Consider the following 16,677-nt stretch of genomic DNA (forward strand, 5'->3'; position numbering starts at 1 on the left):
CCGATGTTGACTTATCGTAGGGAGACACTCGGAAGTTTGCTAACCGATAGGCGCTGCAGCTAGACAATTAGAAAAGCGGAAGCGCCTGTTCATCGGTGTACAAACTGGAGAGTATCGACTGAGATAAAGGAAACACGGGGAACGCTAGTGAGCCGATGTTGACTTATCGTAGGGAGACACTCGGAAGTTTGCTAACCGATAGGCGCTGCAGCTAGACAATTAGAAAAGCGGAAGCGCCTGTTCATCGGTGTACAAACTGGAGAGTATCGACTGAGATAAAGGAAACACGGGGAACGCTAGTGAGCCGATGTTGACTTATCGTAGGGAGACACTCGGAAGTTTGCTAACCGATAGGCGCTGCAGCTAGACAATTAGAAAAGCGGAAGCGCCTGTTCATCGGTGTACAAACTGGAGAGTATCGACTGAGATAAAGGAAACACGGGGAACGCTAGTGAGCCGATGTTGACTTATCGTAGGGAGACACTCGGAAGTTTGCTAACCGATAGGCGCTTGCAGCTAGACAATTAGAAAAGCGGAGGCCACCCGGTTAGGGGCGTGTGGGCTGGAGCGACATTTCCTGAGATATAGGAAACACAGTGAACATTAGTGAACTGATGTTGACTTATCGTAAGGAAAGATCGGGAAGCCCATCAGCCCCTGGGTGCCCAGAGCTAGACTCTACATCGACTTCAAAAACCTATCCTTTCTTAACTGTTAAAAAAGGTGCTGACCAGCATGGATTAGGCAGCACCTTTTCTTTAGTTCTTTTTACAAACTTCTTCTAAATCTTTCACTACTGCACTTACTTCATCCCAATGATAGATCGTTGCACCAGAGGCTAATGGATGACCTCCGCCATTATATTTCTTGGCAATTCCGTTAATGACTGGCCCTTTTGAACGCAACCTTACTCGAATTTGATCTGCTTCCTCTATAAAAAAGACCCATGCTTTTAAACCTTTCACAGTTCCAAGACTGCTAACAAGTAATGAGGCTTGTGCAGGTGTTGCTTGAAATCTTTCTAGAATTTCCCTGTTGAGCTTCATGCTTGCCACACCATTTGCATGAACGTCAAAATTCTGGAGCACAAACCCACTTAACTTTACAATATGAGGATCTAGCTCATACATTTGGTCATACATTTCTGTGCGCGAAAATGAATATTTAATTAATTCACCCGCATAATGGAATGTTTTTTCCGATGTACTTGGGTATAAAAATCTCCCGGTATCTCCAACAATTCCAGCATATAACAGCCTTGCTGCTTCATCGCTCATCTTTAATCCTTGGTCTTTTCCAAACAAATAAAGCTCATAAATCAATTCACTAGTAGAACTAGCAGTAGTCTCCACCCACACGATATCGCCATATGCATCATCATTTGGGTGATGATCAATCTTAATGAGCATTTTACCTGTTAGATAGCGCTGATCACAAACTCTTTCTTGATTGGCTGTATCACATACAATTACTAACGCCTCTTTATATGTACTGTCATCAATCACATCTAGTCTTCGTAAAAAAAGCAAGGAGTCTTCTTCTTTCCCTACTGTATAAACCGTTTTATCTGGGAAAGAAGCTTTAATCATTTCAGCTAACCCTCCTTGTGATCCATATGCATCTGGATCTGGACGGACATGTCTATGAATAATAATCGTATCAAATGCTTTAATTGCATCTAGTATTTGTTGTTTCATTTATTTCTCCCTTCCTTAATGACGGTCAATTAATTGACACATCATCATCGCTTTCCCTACCAGTACACCCTGATTAAATACTTCAACGTCTACCTTCCCAAATTTTCGTCCTACCTCCAAAATTTTAGGGGCAATTTCAATGACACTATCCATTTGTACAGGCTTTATAAAATAGATTGTCATATTTTCTACAACTAAATCGCCTTTTTTAAAGCCTCTTAGTATTCTGTTTGCAGCTTCCGATACAATCGTTGTAAATACTCCATATGATATCGTGCCTAAATGATTGGTCATTTGCGGGGTTACTTCACAGGAAAAGGTAGTTTCTCCCTTGTTTTTTCCTTTTGTCAACAATACATGCTTCGTTACTATATCATCAATGGTTTCCCCAATTTGTGGCTGCCTTTGGTTCATTTGTAGCGCTTTTAATACATCTTGTCTACTAATGATTCCTTCTAACTTATTAGCTTCATCTACAACAGGCAAGACTTCAATCCCTTCCCATACCATCATATGAGAACAAGAAGCAACACTCGTTTTTCCGCTAACAGTCATTGGATGTTTCGTCATGACTTTGTCTATAGTCATTTCCATTGGTTTTCCGATAATATCCTTGGAAGTAATCATTCCTTGTACCTTTAAGCTTTGATCTACTACTGGAAAACGACCATGTAAAGTGTCTTTATTATATTGATGCCATAAAGCAACGTTATCTGTTGTCTTTAAATAGATTGTGTCTTTAAGTGGTGTTAAAATATCTTCCACTAACACAATCTCTTTTTTTATTAGTTGATCATAGATTGCCCGATTTATCATCGTTGCAACAGTAAATGTATCATAGCTTGTTGAAATAATAGGAAGTTGCAATTCATCTGCTAATCGTTTCACATGATCTTCTGTATCAAATCCACCAGTTATTAAAACCGCTGCACCTGCTTTTAAAACATGTTCATGTGCTCGTACGCGATTCCCAATAATCAAAAGATTTCCAGCACCCGTATAACGCATCATCGCATCTAACTTCATTGCACCAATAACAAAACGATTCAATGTTTTATGTAAACCAGCTCTTCCACCTAGAACTTGTCCATCCACAATATTAACTACTTCAGCGTATGTTAATTTCTCAATGTTCTCTTTCTTTTTCCGTTCAATTCTAATCGTACCTACTCTTTCAATGGTACTTACATACCCTTTATTTTCTGCTTCCTTAATCGCTCTATAGGCAGTGCCTTCACTTACATTCAATGCTTTTGCAATTTGTCGGACAGAGATTTTCTCTCCCACCTGTAGTTCATCAATATAATTTAATATTTGCTCATGTTTTGTAGCCAAATTACCACCCTCTTTTAAGAAAAGCACATTGCTCATCGCAGACAAACATAGCCTGCCAAAGTTGTTATTAGCGTCCTAAAGTTTGCTTTAAGCGAAAAGTGCTTGCACTAGACATTTTAATCCCTATTTCTTTCTATTTATCTACATTTCATACATTTATCTATTCAATAGCTACTAAGAACTATTTTTTCTTATATCAAAGACTATTTTCAAAAAATTCTTCTCTATAATGAGCAGCACATCGAAAAAAGCTTACATATCTTTATTATAGAGTGAACTACTGGGGTATTCAATGACTTCTCTGTTAATCGTCATAAAACATTCGTCTATTCTCATTTAAATTATTACTCTTTGGAAAGAACCCCCTTAAAATATGTTCACTTTCATAAACATATGCCTTCTAATCCTTCTCTACAAATAAAAGCTAGTATGAACATATCCATACTAGCTTTTGTTATCTTATTGATAATTATATATTTTCTTCTTTTTCTGCACTTTATTATAGGATCTTTTCGTTGCTTTTGTTTTCTTAGGAGTATACAGTAATGCAGTTAAATTTCCTGCTACCACCATCAGCGCAAAGACTACCCAAGCAATTGAAAATATCCCTTCAGGTCCGTCACTAAATGGAGATAGCCTTGGCACTCCATAGTATAAAAGCACTCCACATAATAAGATACATAATAAATATCTATTCTTATTCATAATCGTTAAAACCTCCTTGATTCCATACTATGCGGACAAGGCTAAAAAAAGTATTTAAAAATCAGCTAATTATTTTGCAACCGATTATCCTATTTTTAAATTTAAATAATTTAGGAAAGCTAAATATTTACATGCTTGATTTAAGTTGTTAATCTTATAAGATAAGAAATAAGAAATGTATTCAACTAGTCCTACGAAAAAGCGTAAGAGAAAAGAATCATTATACTTGTTAAGAAACATGGAGGTTAGTTAAATTGGAAAAAAAATTAGAGTTACTAGCAAATTGGATGAAGCAAGAAGAAATTGATTTCACATTTTTAACATCAACAGATAATATTTTCTATTTTAGCGGATTTTATAGTAATCCACATGAAAGATTATTAGCTTTGATTGTATTTCCGGAAAAAGATCCGATATTAGTTTGTCCAGCTATGGAAAAAAACGATGCAAAAAACGCTGGCTGGAACTATGATATCATCGGCTATAGCGATACTGAAAATCCTTGGGATACCATCCAAAGTATGGTTCAAGCTCGTACAAATAATACGATAAAAGTCGCTCTTGAAATAGATCATATGAATGTAGCAAGATATCAGGCACTGCAAACTTCTTTCCCTAATATCAAATCATATGTTTCTGCCGAAGCAAAAATTAATACATTACGGATGATTAAAACAGCGGATGAACTAGTAAAAATAAAAGAAGCTTGTAAATGGGCTGACTTTGCTATAGAAGTTGGCTGCAATGAAATCGCTGAGGGTAAATCAGAAATGGAGATCCTTGCAAGCATTGAATATGAATTAAAGAAAAAAGGTATCGGTAAAATGTCCTTTTCTACCATGGTGCTAACTGGTATTAATGGCGCTTCTCCTCATGGTACTCCTGGAGAGACGAAAATCAGAAAAGGAGACTTAGTATTATTTGACTTAGGGGTAGTTGTTGATGGTTACTGCTCAGATATCACAAGAACCGTTGCTTTTGGAGATATTAACGAGAAGCAAAAGGATATTTACGACACTGTTTTAAAGGCACAACTTGCAGCAATCGAAGCATCTAAAGCAGGCGTTACATGCGCAAGTGTTGACCTAGCTGCTCGGAACACAATTAGAGATTCAGGTTACGGAGAATTTTTCCCACATCGTTTAGGTCATGGATTGGGTATTAGCGTACACGAATTCCCATCATTAACAGAAACAAATTCATTGTTATTGCAAGAAGGTATGGTGTATACAATCGAGCCTGGAATTTACGTTCCAAATGTAGCGGGCGTTCGTATTGAGGATGATGTCTACGTAACAAAAGAAGGGGTAGAGATATTCACGAAATTCCCTAAAGAGCTTCAAATCATCTCATAAAAGGGAACTTCTATTCATAATGCAAATAAATTTAGAGAAGAAGGTATTGGTGTTAACCCCGATACCTTCTTCTCTATTTCTTTTGATAAATTTACAACTATGTTAAATAATTTTTGTCTTCCTACTTATCTTCTAATATGGGAAAACTCCTAATCTACTTCTCTCTTTATGTACTTGCACTAAATAAAAAATACGACATAAACTACCTAGACTTTAAGTGGAAGAAGGGTAAAAAATGGTTAAATATATAGATTATACAAATCCAAAAACAACATACACTTTTGATGTAAATAAAAGCCAATTTTTCAAAAGAGACAATCACAATTATATTAATGTTTTAGGAGAGCAGCAGCTAAATTCGTTGGAAAATGTGTCGTTACTGGATATTTATTTAAGTAAAGATATAGTTGTGGAGCCACATATACACCAAAACGCAGCTGAACTCGTTTATTGTATTTCTGGTTCTGCTACTGTTTCGCTGTTAAATCCTTTTACAAAAGAAATTCAAAACTATACGATTACTGCAGGTCAAGTCGCAAATGTACCTCAAGGCTGGTGGCATTATGAAATTGCAAATACAAATAATACTCATTTATTAGCAATATTTGATGCACCTACTCCTGAAGCAATTTTTGGTTCTGATTTACTTCGACTCACCCCTCCTGATTTAATGGCTCATGCTTATTCAATGGATGTAAACAAGTGGAAAACTACTATCTCGCCAATTGCCCAAACAACCATTCTCGGGCCTTCTATTAGTAGAAATAATCAACGACAAAATTATCCATCTACCCCCTACCCTTCATATCCAACCTATCATCATCCTTACTATATCCCACGTTATTATTAACGAATAGGACTATATCGCTCACCAAATCGGAGCAATCCCTAATTGCTTCCAGTAAAATAAAGCTTATTTTAATGCCTTTGCTAAATAACTGCTTTCGAAAAAATAAAACGGAACAGAAGAAATATCCCTTTTGTTCCGTTTTCCTTCAGTAATTACTTTCTAAATTGTTTCTTTTCATCATCCAAGAAAGCATCAATCGCACCATCATTATAGGAATCCATCACTTGTGCAGTTACTTCTTCTCTGCCTTTTTCATCAAACTGAAAATCATTCTGGATACTTCCATTTTGTTTGTCCATTTCTATCCCTTCCTTCCTTAAATTCTTATCTATTATCTGAATGAGAAGTTAAACTTATGCATGAATTGGGTATATAATAGAAGTAGATAAAATAAAGGAGTGAACCCTTATGAACGTTAACTATCAAAACATTATTGTGGCAGTAGACGGTTCAGAAGAAGCAGACAAAGCAATAAAGAAAGCGATTTTAATAGCGAAAGAAAACAACTCTCGGCTTGTAATCGCTCACGTTATTGATACGAGATCCTTTGCAACAGTGGCTGCATATGATCAGTCGATTGCGGCAAAATCAGATGAATTTGCCAATGAGTTATTAGATAAGTATGTATTGGAAGCAACTACAGCAGGAATTCAAAATGTCGTGAAAGCAATCGAATTCGGTTCTCCAAGAGCAGTTGTTCCAAGAGATATTGCCAAAAAGTATGCAGCAGATTTAATTGTATGTGGCGCAACTGGATTAAATGCTGTGGAGAGATTTATAATCGGAAGTGTTTCAGAAGGAATAACCAGAAATGCACCATGTGATGTGCTAATTGTTCGAAATAGTTGAGATAATGGAAACACGGGGAACGAGAGTGAATAGATGTTGACTGACGCAAATGAGATAGTCGGAAATTTGTTAGCCGCTTCACTTAACTACTTGTGCTAGCATCAAATTACGAATGCTTTCCTACTATTTAAAAAGAAGAATATTCTATTTGAAAGCATATTTGCAATCAAATAGAATATTCTTCTTTTATTGTATACTTTTTTATGGAGTTAACAGAAAAATAGATTTCACTGCTTTTCCATCCAAAATAATGATCAAAAAGCAAAATTTTTCACGAAAAAACCTTAATTAATTATTACTTCACTTCTTCTTTTTCCAAAACACAAAGCTTTGCCTTTTCGATTGCTTGCTCAATTTGTTTAAATCCAGTCCCACCTGCACTATTTCGTCTTTCCACTGCCGTTCTTGGATTTAATACATGATAAATATCATCCTCAAATAAGCTACTAGCCTCTTTTAGTTCTTTTAAACTTAAATCCTGTAAATAGCAATTCTTATTCACACAATATAAAACCAATTTCCCTACTACTTCATGCGCCTCTCTAAACGGCATTCCTTTATCTGATAAATAATCAGCTAATTCCGTCGCATTAGAAAAATCATTTTTTGTTGCCTGTTCCATCCCTTGTTCATTAACCTTCATCGTTTGAATCATGCCTGCAAAGATTCGCAATGATCCAACCACGGTTTTGACTGTATCAAACATTCCTTCTTTGTCTTCCTGCATATCTTTGTTATACGATAGAGGCAATCCTTTCAATACAGTCAATAAGCCCATTAAATTACCATAAACCCGTCCTGTTTTTCCTCTGATTAATTCTGCCATATCTGGATTTTTCTTTTGCGGCATGATGCTACTTCCAGTTGAAAAACTATCATCTAAATCTATAAACTTAAACTCTTGAGAAGACCAAAGGATAATTTCTTCGCTAAAACGAGAAAGGTGCATCATTAAAATGGAACTCGTCGATAAAAATTCGAGGATAAAATCACGGTCACTTACAGCATCCATACTATTTTCATAAATGGAATCAAATGCAAGTAAATCAGCACTGTATGCACGATCAATAGGAAAAGTGGTGCCTGCTAATGCACCTGCACCAAGTGGTGATACATTAATTCTCGTTAGATTTTCCTGATATCTTTGTTTATCTCTTTCAAACATCCAAAAATATGCCATAAGATGATGTGCAAAAGAAATAGGCTGAGCACGTTGAAGATGCGTATATCCAGGCATTACTGTTTCAATATGGCTTTCAGCCTTTTCCAACAGTACAATTTGCAATTCATTTAGTAATTGAATGATTAACTTCACCTGTCTTCGTAAATATAAATGCATATCTGTAGCAACCTGGTCATTTCTACTTCTTCCCGTATGAAGCTTCCCACCTACTGGACCAATTAAATCGGTTAATTGACTTTCTAAATTAAGATGAATATCTTCTAGTTTCACAGAAAACGCTAATTCATCTTCCTCTGCTTGTTTTTTTAGGGTCAGCAAACCATTTTTAATTTTCTCAGCATCTTCTGCTGACAATATTCCTGTTTTAGAGAGCATAGCCACATGGGCAATGCTCCCTTCAATGTCTTCTAAAACTAATTCTTGATCAAAGGAAATGGACGCACCAAATTCGTCCACCCATTCCTCGGCAGATTTTGTAAATCTGCCTCCCCATAATTTCTTCACACAGACACCTTCTTGCCGTTTTCCACGATACTTTGTACTTTTGTTGGAAGTCCCCATAGCTTAATGAAGCCAACCGCTGCAGCATGATCAAACTCATCATCTGATGTGTAAGTAGCAAGTTTTTCATCATATAAAGAATTTGGCGATTTTCTGCCTTCCACAATGGCATGCCCTTTAAATAATTTCACACGAACAGTACCTGTTACATTTTTTTGTGTTTCCTGTAAAAATGCTTGTAATGCCTTCGTAATTGGAGAGAACCAAAGTCCCTCATAAATAACTTCTGTTATTTTCTTTTCAATAACCGGTTTGAAATGGGCTACTTCTTTAACGAGTGTAATATCTTCTAATTCTTTATGTGCTTTAATAAGTGTTAGAGCACCTGGACATTCATACACTTCTCTTGATTTAATCCCTACTAATCTATTTTCCACATGGTCAATTCTACCAACTCCATGTTTTCCAGCAAGTTTATTTAACTCTAGAATTAATTCAGATAGAGAATAAGAAATACCGTCAATGCTAACTGGAACACCTTCTTTAAATTCAATCTCGATAATATCTGCTTGATCAGGTGCATTTTCAAGACTCACTGTTAAGTCATATGCTTCTTCGGGTGGAGCAGCCCATGGATCTTCTAAAATACCACATTCATTACTTCTTCCCCATAAGTTTTGATCAATAGAAAATGGACTATCTAAGTTCACAGGTATCGGAATATTTTTTTCTTTTGCATAGGCAATTTCTTCTTCACGAGACCAGCCCCATTCACGAACAGGTGCCAACACTTTTAAATTCGGATTTAATGCTTGAATAGATACTTCAAAACGCACTTGGTCATTTCCTTTTCCCGTACATCCATGTGCGACAGCAACTGCATTTTCCTTTTCTGCAACTTCTACCAATTTTTTAGAAATTAAAGGTCTGGATAATGCGGAAACTAGTGGATACTTTCCTTCGTAAAGCGTATGCGCCTGCATAGCAGTAAGTGCGAAATCCTGAGCAAATTCTTCTTTTCCGTCAATTACATACGATTGAACAGCTCCAACAGATAATGCTTTTTGCTGAATAAAGTTCAAATCTTTTCCTTCGCCAACATCTAAGCAACAAGCGACTACATCATACCCTTGATCCTGTAACCATTTTATTGCTACTGATGTATCTAATCCACCAGAATATGCTAATACTACTTTTGGATTTGCCATTACCTAATTCCTCCTATATGCGAATAAATATTCATTTATTTATATTTTTATTCATAAACTATATTTAACACTTTAACAACTTTTTGTTCTAATTTCAATAGATTTTTTATAAAAATTTATATTTTTAAATTTTTATGCACAAATAGTTTCTTTGTTTTTCCGCCACATCCCATACAATAGTTGATTTATTTCATAAATCTTTTTTATTCCACTGACTATTTATGCATTAATTTATACATCTTTTTTTGCAAATTTAAGATAGTTCATTTATAAGGTAAATGATCTCCTCTATCTAAACAAAAATGGTCAACAAATCTTCTCATTTTAGAAGCTGTTGATCATAAAATCTACTATCTATGTAATTCACTTACTACATGGCTTAATTCAGGTAGAATTAGCTTCTTCATCGCAAGTCGTACTGCTCCCGTTGATCCTGGAGTTGAAAAAACCACTGTGTTATTAATGATGCCAGCAATTGCTCGTGATAAAATAGCACTGGATCCTATGTCTTCTGTATAGCTTAGCATTCGAAAAAGCTCTCCAAATCCATACAATTCTTTTGTAAGAAGCGGTTTAATCGCTTCAATGGTCACATCCCTTGGAGAAATTCCAGTCCCTCCGTTAATAAGAATACAATCAATTTTCTCTGATTGAACGCCCGCAACTATTTCTTGTTGAATTCGTTGCCTATCATCTTCAATAATGACATATTCGTATATGGAGTGATTATCTTGTTCTAAAAGTTGATTCATTAACTTCCCGCTTTTGTCCGTCTCTATTGTTCTTGTATCACTAACTGTTATGATTTTACAGCCTACTTGTAAAAAGTGATGGTTAATATGCTTTTGTTTATTCATGCTTTTCTCCGTTCAACTCCTCTTTTTCTATTTCTAATGTATAATGCGACTCATCCACTTTATCTAATAAAAGTGCACCTTTTTCTCGAGTAAATAAATGCAGGCGATGCATTGGTCTTGTCATTGCTACATACAATAGCTTTAAATCTATTTCTTCTTGCGTAAATGACTCGTTTAGCGTAAAGAGAAAGACTGCATCAAATTCCAATCCCTTCGAAAGATAACTTGGTACGATAATCACATAATTTTTTTCTAAGTCCTCATTTTCCTGTAAGAATTGAACATTAGGAATTTTTCTCTTTTGCATTTCTTTAAAGATTACTTTACACTCTTCCTCCGTTTTGCCGATGATAGCTATTGAATGAAACCCTTCTTCCTGCAATCCATTCGCCAGTTCAATCATTCTATCGACTAACGCTTGTTTTTGTTCATATAAATGGACAGTCGGTTTTTCTCCATGACGGACAACTGGTTTCACTTTTGGTAAATCTTCATGGAGTAAATGCAGGATTCCATTTGCTAAAAACATAATTTCAATTGTAGTACGGTAGCTTTTTTGTAATGTCATATAATTGGCTCGTGGAAAAACCGTCTGGCGTAAACTCTGCCAATTTTGCAAGCCTCGATATGAATGAATGCCTTGTGCCAAGTCCCCAACAAGGGTAAACATATCTGTCTCCAGTCCTGCTTTTAATGCATAAAGCTGAAATTCGCTGTAATCCTGCACTTCATCTATCACAATATTTTTAGCACGATATTCTTTATCAATGCCAAAAATTTTATATTGCAAATAAAATAATGCGCCTAAATCCTCGATTTCTACTTTCTTTTGCTTCAATATCCTTTGTTGAAAGGCAATCATATAATCCAATTGCTTTTCTGTTAATGAATCTTCGGTATATTTTCGAAGTAGCTCTTTGTCCTCAAATAATCGCGCATAGTATCCATATAAATCATTCGCTTGCATTGTTTTCATATACTTTCGAACAGCAGTGGAAGCCTCTTTTTTGACAGTAGCTAATCTTTCTTCCTTTGTATCCAAAAAGTGGACTACTCTTTCTTTACGCTTCTCATCCTCTTTAATTCGTAAAGCACGATCCAACGCTTCCTCGTATTTATCTTCCAGCTTAGTTAGAATTATTTTCTTTTTCCGTTTCAAATCTGCTTGTAAAATTCCCTTTATCTTCTCTTTCCGTTTCATCAATGGTAGATAGTCATATTCCTGCTTAAATAATCGTTCAAGTTTCTTCGCTCCATATAAAGGGAATTTTTCCACTCGAAAATCTTCTTTCGGACTCATCTCCTCACATATATCGATTAGATAATTATCCATTACCTTTTTATAAGCTAAAGAACCTTTATAACGGGAAAGCCATTTGACCATTTCTTCCTGTTTATTCCCATGGTTTATGAATGATAGGAGCTTCTTATTGGATTGGATTACTTTCATTTTCTTTCCAATGCATAATAGGACATAGTCCAGATAGGTCGTTTGCCGTATCTTCTCTACGCCTAAGTCTGGCAATGCCTCTGCAATGTAGCCTATAAACATATTATTGGGGGCAATAATCATTAGCTGCTCAGGTTGAAAATACCTTGCATAATTGTAGATAAAGTAAGATATCCGGTGTAAAGCAATAGTGGTTTTCCCGCTTCCCGCAGCTCCTTGCACAATAATCGGCCGGTTTAAATCAGCTCGGATAATTTCATTTTGTTCTGCCTGAATGGTTGAGATAATCTCCGTAAGTCGTTGGTCAGCCTTGCCGGCAAGTGATTGCTGCAATAACTCATCTGTTGTTGTTAAATCAATATCTTGATAATGAAGCAAGTTTCCTTTTTCGATTTTGAACTGTCTTTTTAAAGATAGATACCCTTCAATGGTTTCTTCATTAACTTCGTAAGCTACTTCTCCTAGCCGACCATCATAATAAACATTTGCAATAGGAGAGCGCCAATCTACTATTATTGGTTTTTGCGTATCTTTTTCGAATAGAGATGTCTTTCCGAGATAATAAACATCTTTTTGAGATTTCCCTTTCATTTGATAATCAATCCGTGCAAAATAAGGCGCATCTAAAATCCGCTTCAAAATGTTTAACTCCGTCGTTGCCAGCTGCAAAAACTTGCTGTTTGTTAAATAATTGATATAACTTAAACTACTGTCAAGCGCTTCTTCATTACTTATGGCATCTCTTACGTTTTCCTGTAATGCTCCTTGACTTATTTGAGCCTCTTTCAATACGACATTCATATAATTTTTCGTATATTCTAGTCTTCTTTTCTCCTGCTCTAATTCGTCTAATGAATAATCTTCCATCTTTTTTCCTTTCCCTATTTATAAAGAAAAACTTCCATCAGTGTGGGCTTTTCCTTATCCCCACTGATGGTTCGTTGCACTTATCGGGCCTTTATGGAAGGAGCCTCCTCGATTTTCATTAGATTGAAGGTAGGGGGCTTACTGCCCGTTAAGTGTGAGATAAATTTTCTTCTCATTTACTTAATAAATAGCTTTTTTGATAATAATGATGAGCAAATTCTGTTATATTTCTTGTAAAATGATAATTTGTTGCTGCTCCAATTACTGTGCCTGTATAGGAGGATTTCCCTTTAAAAAACAGAAGAAAAGAAAGCTTTATTAGCTCTGCTAATAGTGTATGCAGCATCTTCTCTTGGACAATATCATCCTTCCCATTGTAAAAAAAACCTTGCTGCTCTGTCTCCAATTCAACCATTAGTTCATCCAACGCTTCTATTCGCTGCTCATTTGGCAAGCATCCAGCACAGAAAACCTTTAACGCAGTCATGATTTCATTCGGGCTATCTGCTGGTCTCCCATATATCGAAGCTAATACCTGAACAGCTCGAAGATTGATAATAAGCATGGAAAAAAAATCTCCCATCAGAAATCCTGTATGCTTTGATGCCAAGGCACCTTGTGTGGAAGCAAGTATTCTATAATGGGCCATTTGTTTATCTGCAATTGCTTGCAATTGGTCAATATTCAATTTTTTCATATCTATTAATGTGAAGATGGATTCATTATATACTCTTGCATGATGCATTAATTTTTGTGCGGTATTTCGTTGAAAGGTGGAATTAAATAAGATGGCATGAAGATGAAATAAGATGTTATCAAGGGATCGTAATAATTTGTGTTTTTTCCTATCTGGCAGATGGGATAAACCAATACGTATGGCATCAGAATAAAGTAGGAAGATTTTATTTGATCGTTCATTTCTTAATTCATTTTCCCATTGCTCTATTTTTTCCAAATAATAAGCTTCTGCTTTCGTAAGCATTTAATCCCCCCGTTTCCTAACGAATCATTCCTTATTTTACTAAAAGAAGGGAAGGAATGACAATATATTTGTCGTTTTAAATGGTATTCCTTTTTTTATGTAGAAAAAAGACAATCTTAATCGTATATTGTACTACGAAAAAGATTGTCTCTTTTATTAGGTAATGGTTACATATCTGAAATTTATAAGGTTTAAGCTTAGATTCCAGCTAATCTGCAAACGTCTCTTGCAATCATTACTTCTTCATTTGTTGGGATTACCATTACTTTTACTGGAGAGTGAGGGTAGTTAATGAATGACTCTTCACCAGAAATTTTGTTTAATGTTGGATCCCAGTAAACGCCCATAAATTCAAGACCTTGAAGGACTCTAGCACGAACGATTTCACTGTTTTCACCGATACCAGCTGTGAAGATGATTGCATCTACACCATTCATGCCAGAAGCGTATGATCCAATATATTTATGGATGTTATCCGCAAATATTTTTAGTGCAAGCTCCGCACGATCATTTCCTTCTTTCGCTTGCTCTGTAATATCACGTAAATCACTAGAGAAACCAGAGATTCCTAAAAGACCACTCTTTTTATTTAATACTTGTAACACTTCGTCAGCAGATTGATCTGTTTTTTCCATGATGAATGGAATTAACGCAGGGTCAATATTACCAGAACGAGTTCCCATTGTTACCCCAGCAAGAGGAGTGAATCCCATAGAAGTATCCATGGACTTCCCACCTTCAATTGCAGCAATACTTGCACCATTTCCTAGGTGACATGAAATTAAACGTAATTGGTCAAGCGGGCGACCTAATAATTCAGCTGCACGTTCTGAAACATATTTATGGCTTGTTCCATGGAAACCATATTTGCGAATTCCATATTGCTCATAATATTCATATGGAAGGCTATATAAATAAGATTTTTCAGGCATTGTTTGATGGAACGCTGTATCAAATACTGCTACAGCTGGCACATTTGGCAATACATGTTGGAATGCACGAATACCAGTTAAGTTAGCTGGGTTGTGTAAAGGTGCTAACTCAGATAATGTGTCAATTTTACCAATAACTTCATCTGTAATTACAGCAGAATCAGCAAATTCTTCTCCACCATGTACAACACGATGTCCAATTCCTTCAATTTCGTCTAGTGACGCAATAATGCCTAGCTCTGTTAATTTTCCTAAAAGAATTTTAACCGCTACATCATGATCTGGAATTTCTGTAACTTCTTTGATTTTTTCACCGTTAACGGAAATATTGAATACCGCATCAGTTAATCCAATGCGCTCTATTAAACCTTTTGTAATAACTTCTTCACTTGGCATTTCGAATAATTGAAACTTTAGTGAAGAACTACCAGCATTAATCGCAATAATTTTTGCCATAAAATGATTTACTCCCCTTTTGTATAACAACTTTGTATTTACTTTGTCTGACATTGAACAGATCCGATCATACAGCAGACAAGATTTACTTCTTTCAGTTTTTCATTAAAACATTCTACTAGAAACATTTCAAGCACATTGTGCCCAGTTATTCATTTTTTTTGAGATTTTCGTCTATTTTTCGAAAAAAAGACATATTTATGGCGATTATCTTCTATATAATAGAAAGAATCTGTTTTATAACAATGTATCGGTTTAGACAGAATTTTTCTGTTTATCCTTTTTTATTTGCTTGAATCCATGTGTCCAATTCACTTAAAACTTTTTCCATTGCGCGCATATTAGAGAAACTTGGCACTTTTGCAAGCAATACTTGTTTTGGTGCAACTATATTATTCCCCTTTTTCTGTAGAATCAATATACTTTTTGCGGACTGTTTATTTTTGAAAAGAGTTTCCGGTAATTGTAAAATGCCTTGTATATGAACATCTTCCTTTATATATTCATGTAGCTTATCCGCTTGTTCTGATTCGAATAAATTATTGGGAATAACAAAAAATCCATAGCCACCTGATTTTAAATAATTCATGCTTTGCTCAATAAATAAATGATGCGCATATGTATGCCCATTATCTGATTTCACTTTAAATTCATTAGAGCGGATGTCATTCGGATAATAACCGACTGGCAAATCACTCACAACAACATCTACTGGATCAATAAATAAATGCTCTAAGCTATCCTGGTTAAAGAATTCGATTGGCTGTTCTTGTAAATTTGCATTTACCAGCGCTAGCTGTAATAGTAACTCATCAATATCCACACCATATGCAGCTATAATTTTCCCTTGCTGATGGTTCATTACAGTTGTTAATAAATTTCCTGTACCAACTGCTAAATCTAGCAAACGAAGTTCCTCATTCGTCCAAAATTTTTGCACTAAATAGCCGAAAAGAATGCCAATAGAATCAGGTGTCATTTGATGATTTGGCTGTGTATTTTCTTTCATCCCTTTTAATATGACAAGTTGAAATGCTTTGCGAATCTCTTCTTTTGTGTATGTAGCCAACTTGATTGCTTCATACGATTTTTTCAACCTTTTTTTACTTAGTTCACTTAATTCTTCTTGTAAGATAGCTTCTTGAAAGATATTCTCTCCTGTTAAAGCTAACGATTCTAAATACGTATATTCCAATTCTTCTTGAATAATTAATGCTGTTTCATTAAATACTGTAAATAATTCCTCTACTGGAGAAATGTTCATATTATCACCTATTTATTGTAGATTTCTAAAAATTAGTATTTCCATTGAATGTCCTATCACTAAATTTTCCAAGAGTAGGGCATATTTTAGTAAACACATCTAATAAAACACAGCCAAATAAAAAGAGCCTGTCCTTTATATAGAAGGCCAAACTCTAGCTTATCATATGATTAATCATTTAACCAG

The 16,677-nt window shown here is 35.5% G+C and carries 14 protein-coding genes; 3 read left to right on the forward strand and 11 right to left on the reverse strand.

What is annotated here, in order from left to right; translation table 11 throughout:
• Positions 1–758: 758 nt before the first annotated feature.
• The 3 genes from RTL21_RS09375 to RTL21_RS09385 form a co-directional block, all read right to left on the reverse strand.
• On the reverse strand, positions 759–1,697 hold the full coding sequence (locus RTL21_RS09375; RefSeq protein WP_312095593.1) for a DHH family phosphoesterase: 939 nt from the start codon (positions 1,695–1,697) through the stop codon (positions 759–761).
• Positions 1,698–1,712: 15 nt separating this feature from the next.
• Positions 1,713–3,032 carry a DRTGG domain-containing protein gene (locus tag RTL21_RS09380; RefSeq protein ID WP_312095710.1) on the reverse strand — a complete coding sequence of 440 codons (1,320 nt, stop codon included), beginning with the start codon at positions 3,030–3,032 and terminating at the stop codon, positions 1,713–1,715.
• Positions 3,033–3,491: 459 nt separating this feature from the next.
• Complete coding sequence (locus tag RTL21_RS09385) at positions 3,492–3,737, reverse strand: hypothetical protein (RefSeq protein ID WP_312095595.1); 246 nt, start codon at positions 3,735–3,737, stop codon at positions 3,492–3,494.
• Positions 3,738–3,991: 254 nt separating this feature from the next.
• On the opposite strand from RTL21_RS09385, the gene RTL21_RS09390 reads away from it, so the two are divergent.
• Positions 3,992–5,092, forward strand: a complete 1,101-nt coding sequence (locus tag RTL21_RS09390; protein ID WP_312095597.1) for a M24 family metallopeptidase — start codon at positions 3,992–3,994, stop codon at positions 5,090–5,092.
• Positions 5,093–5,327: 235 nt separating this feature from the next.
• Positions 5,328–5,942, forward strand: a complete 615-nt coding sequence (locus tag RTL21_RS09395; protein WP_312095599.1) for a cupin domain-containing protein — start codon at positions 5,328–5,330, stop codon at positions 5,940–5,942.
• Positions 5,943–6,094: 152 nt separating this feature from the next.
• On the opposite strand, the gene RTL21_RS09400 is transcribed toward RTL21_RS09395, so the two are convergent.
• Entirely contained in the window at positions 6,095–6,241 is a 147-nt protein-coding gene (locus tag RTL21_RS09400; RefSeq protein ID WP_312095601.1) for a hypothetical protein, read from the reverse strand.
• Positions 6,242–6,350: 109 nt separating this feature from the next.
• On the opposite strand from RTL21_RS09400, the gene RTL21_RS09405 reads away from it, so the two are divergent.
• Complete coding sequence (locus tag RTL21_RS09405) at positions 6,351–6,791, forward strand: universal stress protein (protein ID WP_312095603.1); 441 nt, start codon at positions 6,351–6,353, stop codon at positions 6,789–6,791.
• Positions 6,792–7,086: 295 nt separating this feature from the next.
• Here the strand turns inward: RTL21_RS09405 and argH are convergent, their stop codons facing one another.
• From argH to RTL21_RS09440, 7 genes are all read right to left on the reverse strand, one after another.
• Positions 7,087–8,478 carry an argininosuccinate lyase gene (gene argH / locus RTL21_RS09410; RefSeq protein WP_312095605.1) on the reverse strand — a complete coding sequence of 464 codons (1,392 nt, stop codon included), beginning with the start codon at positions 8,476–8,478 and terminating at the stop codon, positions 7,087–7,089.
• Entirely contained in the window at positions 8,475–9,683 is a 1,209-nt protein-coding gene (locus RTL21_RS09415; RefSeq protein WP_312095607.1) for an argininosuccinate synthase, read from the reverse strand. Before RTL21_RS09415 ends, argH begins: the two co-directional genes overlap by 4 nt.
• A gap of 350 nt (positions 9,684–10,033) precedes the next feature.
• Positions 10,034–10,540 carry a MogA/MoaB family molybdenum cofactor biosynthesis protein gene (locus RTL21_RS09420; protein ID WP_312095609.1) on the reverse strand — a complete coding sequence of 169 codons (507 nt, stop codon included), beginning with the start codon at positions 10,538–10,540 and terminating at the stop codon, positions 10,034–10,036.
• Positions 10,533–12,857, reverse strand: a complete 2,325-nt coding sequence (helD, locus tag RTL21_RS09425; RefSeq protein WP_312095611.1) for an RNA polymerase recycling motor HelD — start codon at positions 12,855–12,857, stop codon at positions 10,533–10,535. Before helD ends, RTL21_RS09420 begins: the two co-directional genes overlap by 8 nt.
• 172 nt (positions 12,858–13,029) lie before the next feature.
• Positions 13,030–13,839 carry an EcsC family protein gene (locus tag RTL21_RS09430; protein ID WP_312095612.1) on the reverse strand — a complete coding sequence of 270 codons (810 nt, stop codon included), beginning with the start codon at positions 13,837–13,839 and terminating at the stop codon, positions 13,030–13,032.
• A 197-nt stretch (positions 13,840–14,036) separates the two neighbouring features.
• Positions 14,037–15,227, reverse strand: a complete 1,191-nt coding sequence (locus RTL21_RS09435; RefSeq protein WP_312095614.1) for an acetate kinase — start codon at positions 15,225–15,227, stop codon at positions 14,037–14,039.
• Between the two features lie 274 nt (positions 15,228–15,501).
• Entirely contained in the window at positions 15,502–16,491 is a 990-nt protein-coding gene (locus RTL21_RS09440; RefSeq protein WP_312095616.1) for a class I SAM-dependent methyltransferase, read from the reverse strand.
• Positions 16,492–16,677: the final 186 nt, after the last annotated feature.

Origin of the sequence: Niallia sp. (assembly GCF_031978665.1) — a bacterium.
Classification (GTDB): Bacteria; Bacillota; Bacilli; order Bacillales; family Cytobacillaceae; genus Niallia.

Bases quoted from the DNA above. Each gene is read 5' to 3' on its own strand.
- RTL21_RS09435 (WP_312095614.1), bottom strand. From the start codon at position 15,227: ATGGCAAAAATTATTGCGATTAATGCTGGTAGTTCTTCACTAAAGTTT.
- RTL21_RS09405 (WP_312095603.1), top strand. From the start codon at position 6,351: ATGAACGTTAACTATCAAAACATTATTGTGGCAGTAGACGGTTCAGAA.
- RTL21_RS09440 (WP_312095616.1), bottom strand. From the start codon at position 16,491: ATGAACATTTCTCCAGTAGAGGAATTATTTACAGTATTTAATGAAACA.
- RTL21_RS09400 (WP_312095601.1), bottom strand. From the start codon at position 6,241: ATGGACAAACAAAATGGAAGTATCCAGAATGATTTTCAGTTTGATGAA.
- RTL21_RS09415 (WP_312095607.1), bottom strand. From the start codon at position 9,683: ATGGCAAATCCAAAAGTAGTATTAGCATATTCTGGTGGATTAGATACA.
- RTL21_RS09430 (WP_312095612.1), bottom strand. From the start codon at position 13,839: ATGCTTACGAAAGCAGAAGCTTATTATTTGGAAAAAATAGAGCAATGG.
- RTL21_RS09395 (WP_312095599.1), top strand. From the start codon at position 5,328: ATGGTTAAATATATAGATTATACAAATCCAAAAACAACATACACTTTT.
- RTL21_RS09385 (WP_312095595.1), bottom strand. From the start codon at position 3,737: ATGAATAAGAATAGATATTTATTATGTATCTTATTATGTGGAGTGCTT.
- RTL21_RS09375 (WP_312095593.1), bottom strand. From the start codon at position 1,697: ATGAAACAACAAATACTAGATGCAATTAAAGCATTTGATACGATTATT.
- helD (WP_312095611.1), bottom strand. From the start codon at position 12,857: ATGGAAGATTATTCATTAGACGAATTAGAGCAGGAGAAAAGAAGACTA.
- RTL21_RS09420 (WP_312095609.1), bottom strand. From the start codon at position 10,540: ATGAATAAACAAAAGCATATTAACCATCACTTTTTACAAGTAGGCTGT.